The organism is Microcoleus asticus IPMA8 (assembly GCF_013179805.1).
Taxonomy (GTDB): Bacteria; Cyanobacteriota; Cyanobacteriia; order Cyanobacteriales; family Microcoleaceae; genus Microcoleus; species Microcoleus asticus.
Genome location: NZ_SRRZ01000007.1, coordinates 37,466 through 56,146, shown reverse-complemented (window position 1 = coordinate 56,146; position 18,681 = coordinate 37,466). Strand labels below are relative to the sequence as shown.

Here is an 18,681-nt window from a genome sequence, read left to right as displayed (position 1 = left end):
GAGATTTATTTTTTTTATGAACCGCAGAGGGCGCAGAGGGTACAGAGAAAGAGAAAAGAGATAGAGAAATGATTGATTTAACAGGCAAGGTAATTTTAGTAACTGGCGGCTCGAAGGGGATTGGTGCAGTGACGGTGCGGACTCTGGTTAATGCTGGGGCTGAGGTGATTTTGCATTACTGTCGCAGTCAAACTGAAGCTGAAGCGGTAGCAGCAAGTGTTGCGCGCGATAGATGTTATTTATTGGCTGCAGATTTGATGCTGGAAAACGCGGCCTCGACTTTGTGGCGAGATGCTTTAAAATGGCGCGGTCATATTGATATTATAGTTAACAATGCTGGGATTATGCAGTCAGCGGGTATTGAGGACGAGTTCGATATTTGGTCGTCAGCTTGGCAGCAAACTCTACAAGTTAATTTAGTTGCCGTTGCCGACTTGTGCCGGGAAGCAATTATTTATTTTAAAACTCGCAGTGGAGGTACAATTATTAATATAGCAAGTCGCGCTGCTTTTCGCGGAGATGACCCGAATTATCTGCACTACGCTGCGTCAAAAGGTGCTGTTGTTGCTTTAACTCGCAGCATTGCTAGAGGGTTTGCGGCTGATAATATTTTGGCTTTTACAGTTGCACCGGGATTTGTCAGTACAGAAATGTCTAATCAGTTTATTCAAAAGTGCGGCGAAGCTGATATTATTCGCGATATCCCGATCGGCAAAATCGCTCCTCCTCAAGATGTTGCCAATGTTATCGCGTTTTTAGCGTCGGGTTTGGCTGCGCACGCTACCGGGACTACGATCGACATTAATGGAGCCTCTTACGTGCATTGATGCGATCGCACAACTTGCACAAAACATCTAATTGTAGGGTGCGCATGGGACACTTTACGACTACCTCCAAAGACTCACGAAAGCACATTTTTCCTAGAACCAATTTATCACTTTAGCCAGACGCGAAAACAGCAACAAATTAATTAAGGTTAGAGAAAAGACTACCTGAAGGGAAACAGATTATGACAGCCGATAACAATGGCCAAACCAAACGAGTTGCCATACTCATCGAAAATGGAGTAGAAGATTCGGAATTTCTAGTTCCTTACAATGGCTTAAAACAAGCAGGATTTGAAGTAGTTGTCCTCGGTTCGCGGACAAACGAAAAGTATGCAGGGAAACAAGGAAAACTTGCCATGCAAGCAGACGGAACTACCACAGAAGCAGTCCCTGCAGAATTCGATGCAGTGATAATTCCCGGCGGTATGGCTCCCGATACAATGCGGACTAATCCCAATACAGTACATTTTGTACGTGAAGCATTTGAGCAAGGAAAAATCGTCGCTGCTGTTTGCCACGGCCCGCAAGTTTTGATTGAAGCAGACTTGCTGAAAGGCAAAAATGCGACTGGTTTCTTGGCAATTAAAACAGACATGATCAATGCCGGAGCTAACTACATCAACGAAGCTTTAGTAGTTGACGGCAACTTGATCACTTCCCGCCAACCGGGAGATTTAGCAATATTTACCACCGCAATTCTGGCTCGCCTCGGTTACGGCGGAAAAGAAGTCGCTTTGCCAGAAGAAACTGACACAAATGCAGAATGGTGGAAATTAGCTAATGGTTGGGGTGGCTCAACACAAGGCGACATTGTTAAAGGTTTGAATACCGCCCTCGCAGGGGAACGCTATGCTTGCGAAGCCTTTCAAAATTATGCGGAAAAAACTCAAGACAGCGATTTGCGATCGCTCTTGAGAGAAATCATTCAAAATAAACAGAACCACATCCTCGCTCTCGAAAAACGCCTCAACGATTTCGGCGAAACACCCTCAATTCCCGCCCAAATTGCTGACAAATACGCTAAATTAAAAGCCTCGATGCAAGGAACCGATGAAACGTTCTTGCTGCGGAGCACTCTGGGTGATTTGCAAACCGGTGTTGTCGATATCAACAACCTGCGGGTGAAGTTCACAGATCCCGTATCAACTGCCATTTTAACAGAGATAGAATCGGATTTGTCCAAGTGCGAGCAAGTCGTTGCTAAACTCTACCGCGCCCGTGCAGTTTCCCAGGAAATTAAGTCGCCTAAACCTTCGACTAGCCCCGCTGTAAAAATGTAATTAGCAGGCGGATAAATAAGTTTGTAGTTTTGTTGAGAGGTGAAAACCCGTACCAATATCGCAACTACAAACTTGCTCTGCAATCCTACAATCTACGCTTTTGCGGTAAAATAAAACCCAACACTAAAAAGCAGATATTCAACTAACTGCAAGGTGGAGGGTTTTATTCAATGGGTTCTATTTTTGTTTCAGCGAGATACGGCGGGTTTGAAGGAAGCTTGTGGCATCCGCAGGCCGTACAAGCCCCAGATTCATGCGTGCACAAATAAAAAATATAGTATCCGATAACTAGCCCCCTGATACATCCGTCAAGTCATTTTCTTCAATTCTTTAATCTAAAATCTAAAATCTAAATCTAAAATCTAAAATCGATTAACCAGCCCCCGGATACATCCGTCAAGTCGCTTTCTTCAATTCTTCAATTCTAAAATCTAAAATCTAAAATCTAAAATCTAAAATCTAAAATCGATTGGCTTGTTCCCTCTTCCTTTAGACAGGAGACACCTGGGCTATAAATGCGCTACTGTGTTGCCAATATTTTGATGAGGAAAAAAAGGCTGTGGTTCCCTTACGCGATGACAATCCCATTAGTATCACTCCCTACGTCACCTACGGGCTGATTGCCGCAAACATATTAGTATTTTTGTACGAACTCAGTTTAGGCGATCGACAATTAACCCAATTCTTCTACTCTTGGGCCGTAATTCCTTGCCAGTTAAGCAATATGTGTCGGGTTGCTCTGCCAGTTTCGCCATTTCCCGAATGGACGACACTAATTAGTTCCCAATTCCTGCACGCAGGCTTTCTCCACATTGCGGGAAATATGTTATTTTTGTGGATTTTTGGCAATAACGTAGAAGATCGTTTAGGACACGTCAAATTTTTAATATTTTACCTTACTTGTGGCGTTTTAGCATCACTAACTCAGTGGTATTTTTCCTCAGCATCGCCCATTCCGTCCCTGGGTGCTAGCGGCGCGATCGCAGGCGTCATGGGAGCTTACATTCTCAGATATCCCCAAGCAAAAGTTCTGACACTGCTTCCCTTGGGAATCTTTATTACCACTGTCAGAGTCCCCGCTTTCTTCTTTCTAGGGTTTTGGTTTGCACAGCAAGCATTGAGCGGCTTGGCTTCCTTAAATGCCCCGGCAAGTGTCGGCATGGAATCCGGCGGAGTTGCTTACTGGGCCCACGCCGGCGGCTTTGTTTTCGGCGCTATTCTCGGCCCTTTATTGGGATTGTTTTCTGAACATAATGAAATTTAAGTTTTAACCGCAGACTAACGCAAATTAACGCAGATAAACTGCCAAGAATATCTGCGTTAATTTGCGGTTAAAAACCTCTTATCTTTTTAGATAAAAGTAAAGTCAAATTCCGAAAGAGAAGAAACTCCTGTTACACCATTTAACTTCGCCAAAATGCGAGAATCGCTGCCGGTGGCGTTATTGCCATTGCCGTCATAAATAATGTAAGTATTGCCGCCGGAATCGTAGGCAAACAAGAAAGCAGTTCCTCCCAGAATATTTGCAGAAACAGTTGTCTGCACTTCCAGCAGAACTTGGGTGTTACCGCTGAGATTGGCAAATCCGGGGGCAAAATTAAACTGATCGGCGATCGGCACACCGAGGCCGTTAAAATCAGTAATCACATCGTATCCGCCCGCCGCGATCGCAGCATCGATCGCCGCCGAAGAAGCCGCATCAAAAGCCGGCCCACCTTGTGCAGGGCTGGTATAGCGGAATTGATTGCTGCCGCCGCCCCCCGTCATGGTATCTGCGCCGAGGTCACCTACGAGCACGTCGTTATCCAAACCGCCGTCCATGCTATCGTTGCCGCCTTGACCGTCAATAGTATCGCTGCCCGCTAAACCGTTCAAATTGTCCGGCAAAGAACCCCCAACCAAATTGTTAGGCCCGCTATCAGCCGGCAATATTTGAACGGTGACAGTACCTACGCCCGGAATTGTCCCGAACCCGTCGCTGACGCTGTAGGTGAAAGCAGTTGTACCCGCTACGTTGCCGGGGATGAATTGCACTTGAGAGACAAGATTTACAGCTATCCCCAGTTGCGGTGTGCTGACATTGATAATGCTGAGCGGCCCTTTTTGCGGGCTGGAATCGTTCGCCAGCACGTCGATGAAAGTGGGCAGCAAATTATTCGTACTCGTAAATACGATGCCGTCATTGACAGCAATGGGCGAGAGGGTAGTTGGAACAGTTACGGAGGTATTGAAAGAATTGATGTTAATCGCCACTGACGCTGCTGCGGTGCCGCCTTGGTCGTCAGCTACGCTGTAGCTGAAAGAACCGGCTTGCCCGATCGCGTTTGTTCCCGGTTGAAATGTCAGCCCGAGTAAATCCTGAACTGTTAACTTTTGGTTCACGGTGAGGGGGTTCGTACCCGTAATTACCTGACCAAAAGTAGGATTGGGAAGTCCGACTACCGCGATCGACAGCGGCTGGCCCTCCGGGTCGCTGGGCGCCGAAATGCTCAGAGACAGAGGCAAATTCTGCAAACCAGTCACCGTCTTGCCCGCTTCCACGATCGGCGGCTGGTTAGGAGTCGGAGATGTAAAACTCGGCGGAGTCGGCCCCCCGCCCAAAGGCGGAGGAGTTGGGGTCGTAGCAGTTGGAGTCGGGACGATGGAAGGACTCGGACTCGGGGTTGTCCCGCCCGCAGTCGGAGTCGGAGTCGGACTCGGAACCTGTGTCGGCAATGTCCCCGGTGCCGGAGTCGGACTCGGAGTTGTTCCCGGCGACGCAGTTGGACTCGGAGTTGTCCCCGGTGATGGTGATGGACTCGGAGTCGGTGCCGGAGTCGGAGTCGTCGCCGGAGTTGGAGTCGTCGCCGGAGTTGGAGAAGGAGTTGTCCCCGTCGGTGTCGGAGAAGGAGTTGTCCCTGTCGGTGTCGGAGAAGGAGTTGTCCCTGTCGGTGTCGGAGAAGGAGTTGTCCCTGTCGGTGTCGGAGAAGCACTTGTCCCCGTCGTTGGTGTCGGAGAAGCACTTGTCCCCTGAATGGTGAAAGGATTGTCGTCTACGCGCGGTAATTGATCTGTAGTGAACCTAGATTCATCTAGCGAGTTCGATCGAACATCAATCAACACCGCCAAAAATTCCCCAGTTCGCCTGTCAGTAATAATCGTGTTGCTAGAATTCGAGCCTTGGCCCTGGAAAATTTCTAACTCTGTAAAGTTCAGACCTCCAGCCAGACCGATCGAATCTCCCGCATTAAAATCTCTAATTACATCAGCATCCCCGATTTCGCGACCGCCAGTAGTGAGAAAGCCGTTGCCAGCAGGCGACGTGCCCACCCTACCGAGAACAAAGATATCCGATCCGTCGCCTCCTGTCAGAGTATCCGATCCGCGATCGCCCGAAAGAATATCATCCCCAGCATCTCCAGACAGAGAATCATTCCCGTCGCCCCCGAAGACCAGGTCATCACCCTCGCCGCCGTCACCAGTATCGTTACCAACACCGCCGGTGATGACATCACCGCCCTCCTGGCCCAACAAAATATCATTGCCCCCAGCGCCAATCAGGCAGTCGTTACCCGTGTCGCCAAAAACACTGTCATTGCCCTTGTCGCCAAAAATCAGGTCGTCCTCGCCACCACCGCGCAGACAGTCATTGCCTTTACCGCCGTACAGCGAGTCGTTGCCTTCAGAACCGAAGACAATATCGTTGCCCTGGTCGCCAAAACCTACGTCATCGCCCTGGTCCCCAGAAACCAAGTCATCGCCTTTGCCACCCCGCGCCGTGTCATTGCCGCGCCCGCCCTCAACGATATCTTTACCAGCGCCGCCGTTGAGAGAATCGTTACCGTCTTCGCCCCTGAGTAGATCGTCTCCGTCCCGACTCAGAAGCGTGTCGTCGCCGCCTCCCCCGGCAATCGTGTCATTGAACAAGCTGCCGATTAAATAGTTAATGCCGTCATTTGCGACAACTAAGCCATCGACAAAAAGTGGCTCGGGGGGAGGCGTGGGAACTGTCAGAGGTGGCCGCGGCACCGGGGTGATCGAAATGTCCGTCCCCGTGTCCGTTGTAGTTGTCGTTGTCCCCGTGTCCGTTGTAGTTGTCGTTGTCCCCGTGTCCGTTGTAGTTGTCGTTGTCCCCGTGTCCGTCATCATCACGTCCGTCCCCGTCATCGGGTCTGGTAGCGTGCCGATGATATCCGAAATATTCCCATTCCTATCCAGTAACACGAACGGTGGCTGCCCTTCGAGAAAACCTGCTGGTACTGCACTTGGCATTGTTCCGACTCCTTGCGACGCTACTCAAAAACTACTAAATAAACTTAAAGTCAGATGCAGTAATGACGGTGCTGAGCGCTCCCGGCACTGTAGGAATAGAATTCAAAACTCCCAAATCGAAAGCTGGGAGACTGTCATCTGCCACATTCGGGTCGAAGCCGAGAACGTACTTGTTAAAAGTATTGTTCAGGTACACGAAGAAAGCTCCCGTCTTGCTCGAACCGTTTTGATTCTTCAACACAGCATTTACTGCTTGAGCGTTATCAAATTTAGATTCAAACAAAATGACTGATTGCTTGCTGATGTTGTCGCCGCTAGACCCGATATTCCTGACGATAAAACTGGTGAAATCGAGAGTAGTTCCTGAGTTGGTTAAACCTGCGAAATTTGACGACCTGAACAAGAATCTGTCGGTCTCGCTGCCGTTAGCGTTAAAGTCAGCAATCACGTCCACGCCTTCGCTGGGAGTTTCGTAGTAGAAGAAATCATTGCCAGCATCGCCCGTGAGCAAGTCTGAACCGGCACCGCCACCCAAAATGTCATTGCCTGCACCGCCGGAAAGCGAGTCGTTGTCATCGCCGCCCAACACCAAGTCATTGCCGAAGGCGCCGCTGAGACAGTCGCTGCCGGCACCGCCGTCGAGAGTGTCGTCGCCCGCTTGGCCGTCGAGGGAGTCGGTGCCGGCCTCGCCCAACACGTAGTCATTGCCCGAACCTCCGAGTCCCGTATCGTTGCCTCCTCCACCCAAAATCGTGTCATCGTTGTCGCCGCCGGATATGGAATCGTTATTGAGACCGCCGTCGAGCAAGTTTCTGCCCAGTCCGCCGTCGAGGATGTCGTCGCCTGCACCGCCGTCGAGGGAGTCGTCGCCTATGCCACCAAGTAAGGTGTCGGTGCCGAGTCCTCCAAGTATCGAGTCGTCAGCGGATTCTCCCAATATCGAGTCATTGCCTGTTCCGCCGTCAATGCTGTCGTTGTTGTCACCGCCCAAGAGGTTGTCATTGTCATTGCCGCCGAACATCAGGTCGTTGCCCAGTCCGCCGATCAGCGAGTCTATGCCGTCTTGGCCGTCGAGGGAGTCGTTGCCGAGTCCGCCGTCGAGGGAGTCGTTGCCGATCGCACCCACCACCGAGTCGTTTCCTGCTTCACCGAATTCGAGGTCGTTGCCACCACTGCCGTCGATGATGTCGTTGCCATCGCCCCCAGAGAGGGTATCGTCGCCGGCCCCGCCGAGGATGAAGTCGCTAAGGTTGCTGCCTGTAAATGTGCTAGCCGGGAGTGCGCTGCGATCGACAATATTATCTACAACCGTGATGCTGAAGGATATCGGCTCGAGAGTTGCAGATCCGTCGGAGGCTGTAAACGTGAAACTGTCGCTGCCACCTGTCGCCAGCAAGTTGTATTTGACGATGTTGTTGTTGATATCGTCTTGCGTGAATTTGCCGCCGACGTTGAGAAAGGTCGTGCCCCTTTGGACAAAACCTCTGGTAGCGTCGGGGGCTTTGGTAATCGTGTAAAAGATTTCCGACGGCGTGTTGTCGGGATCTGTCACTAACAAATCCGCAGCCGTGATTGTCTGGGTAGGATTACTTTTGGCAACCACCACACCGTCGTTAATTACTAGCTGCGGCGGGCTGCTGACGCGGATGGTTGCTACCGCCTGACTTGTGCCGCCGTTACCGTCTGAGATCGAGTAGCTGAAGCTGTCAGTACCCGAGAAGCCCGGATTCGGGGTGTATTTGAATACGCCGCCGCCTACGGGAACCAGGCTCCCCTTGCCTGCTGGAGTAAAAGTCGTGACAGTAAGAATGTTCTTGTCCGCGTCAGTGTCGTTCAACAGAACGTTGAGACTGAGTTCTTGACCCGCAACAGTAGTGAAGTTGTCGTTAACTGCTCTTGGAGGCTGGTTAAGGATGGGCGTCGGCGTCGGCGTCGGGAACGTTGGCGTCGGTGTCGGACTTGCTGTCGGCGTCGGGAAAATCGGCGTCGGACTTGCTGTCGGCGTCGGGAACGTCGGCGGCGGGCCGTCTGTCGGCGTCGGCGTCGGACTTGCTGTCGGCGTCGGCGTCGGACTTGCTGTCGGCGTCGGCGTCGGACTTGCTGTCGGCGTCGGCGTCGGACTGTCTGTTGGCGTCGGCAGGGGAAGCGGAGTTGCGCTGCCGGGAACTGTGGGGGCAATTACAAATGAGCTTCGCCCTAGGGTTCTGCTGTCTACTCCGGGCAATACTGCTAAGAAGTCGCCGCTGACGCCGTTGCGAATAATCGTACTGCCGGCTTTGGTCTCGGTGCTTTGGAAGATTACCAAATCTTCAAACTTGAGGTCGCCACTTAACCCGATCGCATCTTCGCCTTGGCGAAAGTCTGTGAAAATGTCGGCATCGGCGAGATCTGGGCCGCCTGTGGTGAGAAATGCCGGGTTAGTGCCGTTGCTGCTGCCACTGGGGGAACTGAAGGCACCGATGACGAAGACATCTCTGCCTTCGCCTCCTGCCACTACGTCTTTGCCTGCTTCGCCCCAAATAACGTCGTTGCCCGCACCGCCGTCCACGATGTCGTCGCCGTCGCCGCCGAATACGATGTCGTCGCCGTCGCCGCTAAAAAATGTGTCCCCGCCGGCGTTTCCGTACAGCCAGTCGCCTCCTTCGTTGCCAAATAGCAAGTCCTCGCCGTCGCCGCCGAAGAGCGAGTCGTTACCTTGGTCGCCCCAAACGATGTCATCGCCTCGATCGCCCAAAAAGCTATCGTCGCCAGCACCGCCGCGCAAGCTGTCGCTGCCTTTGCCGCCGTAAGCCGTGTCTCTGCCTTCGCCTCCGATTACCGTGTCGTTGCCGTCATTGCCGTACAGCAGGTCAGGGTTATTTCCCCCGTCGAGGGAGTCGTTGCCTTTGCCTCCGTACAGGGTATCGAGTCCTGAACCACCGTCTAGAACGTCGTTGCCAGTCGCGCCGAACAGCACGTCGTCATCGTCGTTGCCAAACACTAAATCGTCGCCGTCGGCTCCTTGAAGGTTGTCGTTGCCTTGCAGCCCGGAAACCACGTCGGGCCCGGGACTGGCAACTAAGGAGTCGTTGGTTTCTGTGCCGCGGAGCACGCCGCCGATCGTTGAGGGTAGGGTACCTGTGCCTCCGCCCAATGTGTCGTCTATGCCGCCAAATGTGTCGTCCCCGGAGGGAGTTGGTGTTGGAGTCGGAGTTGGCGTCGGAGTCGGAGTTGGTGTTGGCGTCGGAGTTGGCTCTGGCGCCGGAGTTGGCTCTGTCACCGGAGTTGGGCCGATCGTTTCATCACCCCCGAGGTTGAATATCGGCTCACCTTCGAGAAATCCTACTGGTTCGAGAAATCCTGGTGGTACTGCGCCTGGCATTATTTTGGCTCCTTTAAACGACGATACCGATTAACTTTAAGAACTGATTAGTATCAGTTTGTTGCCACAAATATGGCTTAAGATTGATTAATAATCCCGATCATTTCTAGCATACTAAATCAAAACTGCAACGGCTACAGATATTTTTTAAGCCGGGCATCTTTTGATCTCAAAATATTAATGATTGCACGTTTTGAGGCCGATTTTGGGTATACTTTAATATCGCCCCATTTCGATCGAAGGTAGAAGTCTGACTTCAAGTCAGACCAGGGTATTTGTTCAGAAGGAAAAAAATTAAAATCTTCGTATTGATATTTTTTTCTTTCCTCCTGCCGAATGCCGAATACATATGTGCCTCTTGCCTTCAGAAGCCGAATGCCAAATACATAAGAGCCGAATGCCTTAAGCTGACTGCTGACAAGAAACAGAGCTGTGAATGAGGGGCAGAAGGGGCCCGGTTTGCTCTTGTCCGTTGACGGCTAGTTCGCTGTGGCAAAGGTAAAGCAGGGAACAGCGACTTAACAAATCTAGCAGAATTCGCCGCAGCCGCTGTTGGTCGGCAGCCGTTTCCTCTTCGGTTTGCCAGGGATGCCCCTGTTGCGATCGCAAAAATAAGGGAGCACCAAACAATGTCGCCGCACCGCCGCTCAGCCACAGGGGCGAGCCGGCATCCAGCCAAAAGTGCCATTTGTGGGCGCGGCGGCTGCTGCGGTACTGGAAGATGTTGGCGAGGGTGACGGCTTGGGCTTCTGGGCCTTCTGAACGGACTGGAAATGGGTTGGCGGTGACGGTTCCTTGGCGCAACAACTGGATGAAGCGGGCGATCGTTTCTGAGTCGCCAGCGTTTGTTGGTTCTACGCGCTGCAGACGCCCCTGTATTTCCCAGTAGTGGCCGGCGGTTTCCATTAACTCGCGCAGGGCTGCTAGCCGATCGTAAGGGAGGTATCTGTCGTTCATGAGAAATTTCTGGATCGCTCGATCGAGCAGGGCAATTGGACTCGGCAACAGCCGCTCCTGCTGTTGCGACCGCTGTTGTTCGATCCACTCCACAATCTGCTCGTAGGCCGCGGCGGCTCGGTGTCCCAGTCTGTCCCACCGAGGAAAGGCTTTAATTGCCAGCAATTGAGGTCGATCGATATCTGGGCAAAAACAGTGATCGGCGATTAAACCTGCTCTCACTTGGTCGATCGATTTTTGATTTGGGATTTGAGATTTTAGATTGAACGTGGGGTTGGAATCTTCTGTTTCCAATGAACGGTGTTTCTGGCTGCCCAACACTACCAGCATTTCGGCTGCGCCGTCTCGATCGACTAAACGGCCGAGTCCCGGATAAACTAACGCTAACAAAGTGAGCAAAGCTCGAATCTCTGGCGTACTCGATAGGGGACGCTGATCGTTGAGGGAGGTGGCCGCGATACCATCTCGGGCGAGAATTTCCGTTAAACTGTAACGCGCGATCGCATCCATCCCGGGAGCAATTACGGCGATTTCCTGCGGTTCCACGGCTTTTGACTTCACCGCATCCACGATAATTTCGGCGGTTTCTCGCAGCAATTGAGCCCGGGAAGTGGTTTGGAGCGATCGAACCGATCCGGGCAAACTCAAGCCTAAAGGATAAAAACCCTCAGAATTAACGGCTAAACTTACCGCTACATCCCCAATTTCTGGGGCTAAACCGGCTTTTGCGTCCAAATTTTCCACGCTTTGACAGCGGTTTTCGAGTCGGGCTAGGTATTCCGTGTCAGCCCCCAAGCCCAAACGCACTCCTCCATCCCGATTGTAGGAGAACGCCCCCGCCGCACCTTGGTCGAGCATTCGATCGAACAAATGGCCGCTAATCGCCGGATAATCGTCAACATCGTCTGCCAGCACAGCTTGGTATCTAGAGGCCAAATGCTGCTGGTAAGTGACATCCGGCAACAAATAGCGCCAGTAGAGTTCGCAAACAATCCCGTAAGTCAGCAGCCCCCGCGTCAAGCACCATTCCCGCCACCTTTCCAGCAACTCTCCCATGCTAGTCCACAGGTTGTTCGAGCCGCCGTCACCAGCAAATCCCTGTTCCAGAATGCTGGGAATCTCTTCTCTCGGCGTACCGCTGACAGCAGCAAGTTGTAATAAGTCTAGTGTTCGACGCACCATTCGGTTTGGACTTACCCCTGTTTGTTGCAAAATGCCTTCGTCTAGTTCGCGACGCCAGAGTCTGGCGGCAAGTTCCAGTTCTGTTTCAGGTTGCAGCCGCAGGGGAAATTGAGCCCTCAAATCCAGGGACTGAACTAGCAGCGGCCAAAATAGCAATACCTCCTGCTCAAAAAAACCGAAGGGTGTTGTCGAGTGAAAGGTATATTTTCCTTGGGTAGCGACGGCGATGCGATCGGCCAATTCTAGCCGGTTGTCTCCGTTAGCTGCTAAGACTAAAATTGCTGGGGCAGTTTGTCCGGCCCGCCGCCGCCCGGAACGCCACCTGTCTGAAACTTTTGGTGGCACAGGCTTGACAGTTTGGCTCCAAATGCAGAACTGCTCGACTAAACGAGCGGTTTTGCCACTGCGGGCGGCTCCGACAATCCAAATTGAATCCGAGGCTTCGGTTCCGAGTTTATGTAAATTTGTTACCATACCGTGAATACTTTAATCACTAATGTCTACAGCCAACTAACCAGCTTTAGCTATGAATACTTCTCCCTGGAACAGGATTGTAAAATATCTCTACAGCGCTCACCAATGGTATCGAGAAACGCCTGACAGGGCCCTAGAACAGGCTTATGATGCTGCGTTAGCAATTAAGGCGATCGAAGACGAGCATTTTGGCGGCCAAAGAATCTCCGCTCGATCGGGAGATTACGGACACAGCACCCTGTCTTACTTTAAATCCGAACTGCAAAAATACCTCAAGGTCATCCAAACCCGAATGGTTGAGTTTAATGCTAGCCGTTCTTTTTTGGAACTGCCGGAGCGAGTTGGGGCAAAACCGAAGGCGGGGCAAAGCGCGGATCATTATCAGCACGGATTACATCTCGACAATAAAGATCGAGCCTCTCTTGTGTTTGAGAAGCTAGAGTTTATTGATGGAGTCATCGACAAGTATATTAATAATAGTAAATCAACTGCAATTGTCCCGGTTGCCACTTCAGTAAATCAACAGGTGAAATCTACAAATAGCAGATCTCAACCTGACGCCAATAAAGGTTCAGCTAATTCAGTTCAAATTCACGATGGCGAGGTTGATACTAACTTTGAAGAGGTTAATCTATTGCCTCGCTCGCTTTTGGGAACTTTGAATCGAATTACTAAAGAGTTAGACCCGGAATCTGAAAAAGAAGTAGTTAAAAATTTCCGCAATTCCAAAGTAAAAACAGTCATTTCTCTGAGATTTATTTTGCTTTTGATTTTAGTTCCGCTGTTGACAAATCAAATTTCAAAAAACTTTATAGTCGGGCCGGTAGTTGACCATTTTAGATCCCAGCAAAATGCACCAATATTCCTCAATGTTAACCTGGAAGAAGAAGCCTTGCAAGAACTAGAGAGATTTGAGCAGCACCTCAAATTTCAAAGGTTAATAGGCTTGGCTCCGTCGCTTTCTTTAGAAGAAACGGAAAAGAAGATTGCCGATAAAGCTGTTGAACTAGCGGAGGAATACCGCTCTGAAAGTGGTGGAGCTATTAAAAATATTTTTGCCGATTTGATTTCCTGCATAGCCTTTGCCGCGATTATCGTCACTAACAAGAAAGAGATTGAGATTTTAAAGTCTTTCATGGATGATGTGATTTACGGCCTCAGCGACAGTGCTAAAGCTTTCGTAATTATTTTGTTTACCGATGTGTTTGTCGGATTCCACTCGCCTCACGGCTGGGAAGTAGTTCTCGAAGGTGTATCGAGGCATTTGGGGCTGCCAGAAAATAGGCAGTTCATATTTTTGTTCATTGCGACATTTCCAGTTATCTTGGATACGGTATTTAAGTATTGGATATTCCGCTATTTAAACCGGAGTTCGCCTTCGGCCGTTGCTACATACAAGAATATGAACGAATAATATCAAATGGGTAACGTCGGAATTATACCCTGCTTTGCTGTGCCTCCCGCTTGGGTGGGCCTTCTCAATAGCCAGTGGGAAGGTCGCACTGCTGCACTCCTAAAATTCTTATTTCGGTACGAAAAGAAACGATATAATCTGCTCATATCTAGTCGCATAAAATAAGCGTTATCACGTGTGTAGTGAGGACTAAATTTTTCATGAAATATTGAGAAATTTAGTCCTCACTACAGAGGTATTAGGGCTATTTGAAAGGACTATAATTGCTAATTCCTAATTAGCAATTATAGTCCTAGACGCAAGAACTGGTTTGACGGGCAAATTATAACGGTAAGGCGCTCTTGTGTCGTGCGCCCTAAACATAGAGGTTCTGCGTAAGTCCTGCAATTAGCAATTAGCAATTAGCAATTGCCAATTAGCAATGACCTAATTCCAACGCTTCTTGCGCTGTCGCTGGTTCGCCACCGACTCCACCAGTCCCAGTCCGAGAAAATTACTCAGCAGCGACGCATTCCCGTAACTCAGGAAAGGCAGCGGAATGCCCGTAACCGGAGCCAAGCCAATGTTCATTCCAATATTTACGAACACCTGAAAAATCAACATTGACAGTACGCCGATCGCCAGCAAAGAACCAAAATTATCGTTAGCAGTTTGAGCGATCGTCACCAACCGGAAACAAATTATCCAAAACACCAACAGTACGCAAATGCAGCCAATAAAGCCCAATTCTTCGCCAATAGCTGAAAAGATAAAGTCCGTATGCTGTTCGGGAATAAAGTTAAGCTGAGTTTGCGTTCCGTGAAACAAACCCCTGCCTTTGAGTTCCCCAGCCCCAATAGCAATCCGAGATTGAATCAAGTGATATCCGCTGCCTAAAGGGTCTTTCTCGGGGTTTAAAAACCCTGTCAGACGCATTTTTTGATAATCCTTGAGCACATTCCAAAAAAGATGTCCGACGTGTCCCGAAACAACGTTCACCAGCACAGCACCGAAAGTCCCCAACCAGGGCCAAGGTAGCGATCGCCAAGCGATAATACCCGCAACAACTACCCAGGCTATCCAAATCGGTGTAGACAGGTTATTGAGAAGAACTGAGATTAGAGGAGAGAATAGCAATATTAGCCAGCCGGGATTGACATTACCCCAGTAAAACATCCCCATTGTGATCGCGCCGAACACCAAGGAAGTACCTAAATTTGGTTCGGCAAATATCAATCCCCAGGGTACAGCCATAATCGCCAGCATCCTCAACATATTAGCCACCGTGGGGACACTCTTGTCGTGCAGGAGAGCTGCTAAAGTGACAATCATGCCTACTTTGGCAAATTCTGACGGTTGCAGGTAAAAGCCGCCGATGTTGATCCACCGCTGGGCACCGAGCCCTGTAGTACCGATAAACCGCACTGCAATCAGCGACAAATTGATTAATATGTAAATCGGCCATTTCCACTCAAGCAGTACTTGGTAGCGGCAGCGGGAAATGATGATGGCGAGGAACAAACCGACTGCCCCAGTTACCCAGTGCCGCCACCAGTCGATCAGCCCCTGGTTGATTTCGACGCTGCGGATCATGATTCCCCCGAAGATGGTGAGGCCGATGCAAGCGGCAAACAGCCAAGGGTCTGCTTCTTCCCAGGGTTTGAAGATGAATTTCCAGCGGTTTCTGACTTGTATTCTCTGCAACATGAGGATTTTAGATTTTAGATTTTAGATTTTAGATTATCGAGCGGATTTTCGGAAGTTGTGGATATAGTTCGGATTCAGAGCCTGCACCTTACTGTAGGAGCGTCGGTGTGAGTATCTCACATTATTCGGGCAGTTCTAGGGAGGTTCCGGGCCCTCAGCAACGGGCTAGGAGTGCGCGGGCACAACAATCTCCTAGGGTGCGCACGGAGCACCAATCTCCATCTAGGCTGCACTGTGCGCACATTACCCGAATTTGGAACGAAAAATCCAGGTTTGAGGTGACAGCGGGCGGTTCCCCATTACGGAATAGCCCGATCGCGCTCCGCAAGTTCTAGAATAGTCAGGCTGGTTCGTAAAGGTATTCAAAACCGTTACCGTCGGGGTCTCTGCCGTAAAAAGATGCTGTACCGTCGCGGTGTTCGTGAATGTGGGTGACTGAAACACCATCGGCTTTGAGTTGTCGGTAGGCGGATTCCATTTCGGTACGATCGTCAAATACAAACCCAAAATGCGGGCCTGCTTGGCTGTAACTCGGACTCAACAGCGCCAATCCGTCCTCTCCTGCTTTTAAATAAGCCCAGTCTGCATCTTTCCAGACTAACTCCATGCCCAAGTTTAGGTAGAACTCAGCAGACTTCTCTATATCTTGCACGCAGACGGCTACGTGCCCCAATCGTTTTAGTTTCATGTCAACAAAATTTCTGGTTGTTCTTTCGTTTATTGTATCTATTTTCTGATTTTTTACTCGATTAATTAGGTATTTTTTATATTTTTTTAGTTGCGGCTAACTGTACTTTTTCTACTTGTTTGCTGGCGTCCATTTCGCTGAACAGTTGAATGGCGCAGTCAAAATTTTCTTGGGTTTTCTCGATATTACCAAGTTTTTGTTCTGTCAGTGCTAGTTGATAGCAAGCTTCGGCTCGGTCTAATTTAGCGCTGGCTCGATCGAGTATTTCTATTGCTTCTGCATGGTGCTGCATGGCTTGGTCAAATTCTCCCCGTTCTCGGTACAGCGCGGCTGTACCGCTGAGAGCTTTGGCTTTGATGGTGCTGTACTGGTTTTGGTCGGCGATCGCGATCGCTTGGCGGTACAAGCTCAAAGCTTTCTCTGTGTCTCCCAAGTTTTGATAGGTGGCGGCGAGAAAAACTAATTTGTATCCCGTACCCACCAACTGACTCTCTTCCCGATCGGTATAAAGTTTTTCGGCGAGCTCTTCCGCCTCTTTTTTTGCTCCGACACAGGAGTTGAGGAAAGCTAAGCCAACATCGATCGAATAGCTGTTAATCCCGATTTCGTCCCGCGAATTTTTCAGCTTGACAAATATCTCCATAGCTGATTCTAATTCCCGCATTTCTATTTGACAAAAACCTATATTAATTGCAGCGTTAACTTTCCAGAATTCCAGATTAGCTTGTTTGCCGTTTTCCGGTTCGCTACTTTTCGCTATAATTTGCAAAGATTTAGTTGCTTTTATTTCCGATATTTGGTGGCATTCTATGGCTTGATTAATCTCCCCTAATATCCGGTAACAAACGCCTAAAATACTGTAAAGACCGCTCAAATAATAATCAGAAGTCACATTGTTGACGATGCGAGTAGTTGCTGAAATTATTGGCTGCAAGAAACCTAATGTGTAGAGTGCTCGACCGAGCTTGTAATCTTTGGCAAACTGGATATTGATTTTTTTGAGGATGACGCTCGCGGCCTGCTCGAAACAGCTAATTGCCACATAATGATAGTAAGCTTCAAAAGCTTTCAACGCATCTTCTACAGTCTCAATATTTTCAACACTCTCGGTCCAGAACTCGGCTGCTTTGCGGTTGGCACTCTCCCAGTCTCCGGGCGAGAGCCGATCGACCGCTTCTTCCCGAATTGCTGGATGCAGCCAGTATTCGCCCTTCTGAGACTCGACTAGCGATCGGTGCAACAGCGATTTAATAATTTGTCGGCGTCCGGCTTCGGGCACGTCCCACAGCAAACACAAAAGTCCGTCAGTAGGGACTGTCGGCACGTCTTGATAGCGGTAACAGCCCAAGCGACAGAGGAGTTGATAGGCTTCCAAATCGAGTTCTTGCAGGCGGTTAAACTGACTGGTAACTAAATTTTTCAAGTCAGTTTCAACGAGCGGATGGTCGCTGTTTTCCAGCCAGTAAGCCGCCATATCTCCGTCAAAATCTTCTCGCATTGTGCCCCAAAGGATGCCCATTGCTTTGGCATTACCGCCGTAAACTTTGTGCATTTCCTTGAGGGCGACAGGATCTATCTTAATATTGCGATCGCTAAAAAATTGCTGCCAAACTTCCACCTCTAATCCCGGAAGCAGGTAGTGTTCGACGGTTACGTCTGAATCGCAAAGCCGATCGCGACTGGTAATCAGCGTTACCGACTGCACCTCCGCGTCAGCCAAAACTCGCAACAGTTCCACGTAAAGCCGGTGCGGTTCAATAAACTTACCTTGTCCGTCGAGTGCGGCTTCCAAATTGTCAATCAATACGCCGACTTTGTGAGTCTGAAGCTGCCGCTTCAGCCGCCCCAGGGTGACGCCAAAGTCGGGCCCTGGTTCTTCCTGAAAGTCTTGCTTGAGCCATTCTTCGATCGCGCTTTCCAAGGCTGTAATGTTCTCTGTCTCTTTTGCCATCAACAGTTCAATTACTCGATCGAACCCTTGAGATTTGAGATACTGTCTGGCCAAAGTCGTTTTGCCCATACCGCCGGCACTTTGGATGACAATCACTTTAGCTCCTTGGGCGACAAGAGTATTTAGATCTTCGATCGCCCCGAACCGGCCCAAAAAATTCGGGTTTTCCATATCCAACTCCGAATCAACTCCGAGAGATACTTGGGCCGGAACAATTTGTCCCGACTGCGGTTCGAGTTTCGAGTAGCTGCGCCAATACCGCTCTACAACAGCTTGAAGGTTGTCTCTTTTAATTTTTTCGCCTTCTCCAAACAGCGCTGAAAGTCGCTTCCACAAATTAGAGGCAGCATCCTTAACAGTCCCTACTCCATACCCTTCACTATCTGCAACCTGTTGGTACGTCCTGCCTTGCACCCCTTGCCAAGCTTCGCGAAAGATAGCGCTGTCAAGGTTGTCGAGAGTTTTCAGGTTTCGAGCCACAAGTAACGAGTTTGTAAAATCCAGTGCACGATCGGCTTCCATTTAGTCACCAGGTTTAGCGTTACCCATCTGACACAACTTTAACAGACTTTTTCCGACTCGCTTACACCCTCAAACAGTGGACTTGTAT

Annotated in this window: 10 protein-coding genes; 4 read left to right on the top strand and 6 right to left on the bottom strand. The window is 49.9% G+C overall.

Translation table 11 applies throughout. The features are described 5' to 3' along the window. The first annotated feature begins 68 nt into the window (after positions 1 to 68). The 3 genes from E5S67_RS03125 to E5S67_RS03115 all read left to right on the top strand — a co-directional run bounded on the left by E5S67_RS03125 (position 69) and on the right by E5S67_RS03115 (position 3,371). Complete coding sequence (locus E5S67_RS03125) at positions 69 to 827, top strand: SDR family NAD(P)-dependent oxidoreductase (protein ID WP_172185389.1); 759 nt, start codon at positions 69 to 71, stop codon at positions 825 to 827. A gap of 182 nt (positions 828 to 1,009) precedes the next feature. Continuing rightward, on the top strand, positions 1,010 to 2,107 hold the full coding sequence (locus E5S67_RS03120) for a DJ-1/PfpI/YhbO family deglycase/protease (protein WP_172185387.1): 1,098 nt from the start codon (positions 1,010 to 1,012) through the stop codon (positions 2,105 to 2,107). Positions 2,108 to 2,666: 559 nt separating this feature from the next. Further along, on the top strand, positions 2,667 to 3,371 hold the full coding sequence (locus tag E5S67_RS03115; protein ID WP_172185385.1) for a rhomboid family intramembrane serine protease: 705 nt from the start codon (positions 2,667 to 2,669) through the stop codon (positions 3,369 to 3,371). Positions 3,372 to 3,457: 86 nt separating this feature from the next. On the opposite strand, the gene E5S67_RS03110 is transcribed toward E5S67_RS03115, so the two are convergent. The 3 genes from E5S67_RS03110 to E5S67_RS03100 all read right to left on the bottom strand — a co-directional run bounded on the left by E5S67_RS03110 (position 3,458) and on the right by E5S67_RS03100 (position 12,332). Beyond that, the gene (locus tag E5S67_RS03110; RefSeq protein WP_172185383.1) at positions 3,458 to 6,358 is read right to left on the bottom strand and encodes a calcium-binding protein; all 2,901 of its coding nucleotides are present in this window, start codon (positions 6,356 to 6,358) and stop codon (positions 3,458 to 3,460) included. A gap of 34 nt (positions 6,359 to 6,392) precedes the next feature. Then, positions 6,393 to 9,719, bottom strand: a complete 3,327-nt coding sequence (locus E5S67_RS03105; protein WP_172185381.1) for an Ig-like domain-containing protein — start codon at positions 9,717 to 9,719, stop codon at positions 6,393 to 6,395. A 402-nt stretch (positions 9,720 to 10,121) separates the two neighbouring features. Then, the gene (locus E5S67_RS03100; RefSeq protein ID WP_172185379.1) at positions 10,122 to 12,332 is read right to left on the bottom strand and encodes a recombinase family protein; all 2,211 of its coding nucleotides are present in this window, start codon (positions 12,330 to 12,332) and stop codon (positions 10,122 to 10,124) included. Between the two features lie 52 nt (positions 12,333 to 12,384). Here E5S67_RS03100 and E5S67_RS03095 point away from each other — a divergent pair, with 52 nt between their 5' ends. Then, entirely contained in the window at positions 12,385 to 13,746 is a 1,362-nt protein-coding gene (locus tag E5S67_RS03095) for a proton extrusion protein PcxA (protein WP_172185377.1), read from the top strand. Between the two features lie 426 nt (positions 13,747 to 14,172). Here the strand turns inward: E5S67_RS03095 and rodA are convergent, their stop codons facing one another. The 3 genes from rodA to E5S67_RS03080 form a co-directional block, all read right to left on the bottom strand. Beyond that, the gene (rodA, locus tag E5S67_RS03090) at positions 14,173 to 15,432 is read right to left on the bottom strand and encodes a rod shape-determining protein RodA (protein ID WP_172185375.1); all 1,260 of its coding nucleotides are present in this window, start codon (positions 15,430 to 15,432) and stop codon (positions 14,173 to 14,175) included. 340 nt (positions 15,433 to 15,772) lie between these two features. Further along, the gene (locus E5S67_RS03085) at positions 15,773 to 16,120 is read right to left on the bottom strand and encodes a VOC family protein (RefSeq protein WP_172185373.1); all 348 of its coding nucleotides are present in this window, start codon (positions 16,118 to 16,120) and stop codon (positions 15,773 to 15,775) included. Between the two features lie 76 nt (positions 16,121 to 16,196). Continuing rightward, positions 16,197 to 18,593 carry a tetratricopeptide repeat protein gene (locus E5S67_RS03080; RefSeq protein ID WP_172185371.1) on the bottom strand — a complete coding sequence of 799 codons (2,397 nt, stop codon included), beginning with the start codon at positions 18,591 to 18,593 and terminating at the stop codon, positions 16,197 to 16,199. Between the last annotated feature and the right edge of the window lie 88 nt (positions 18,594 to 18,681).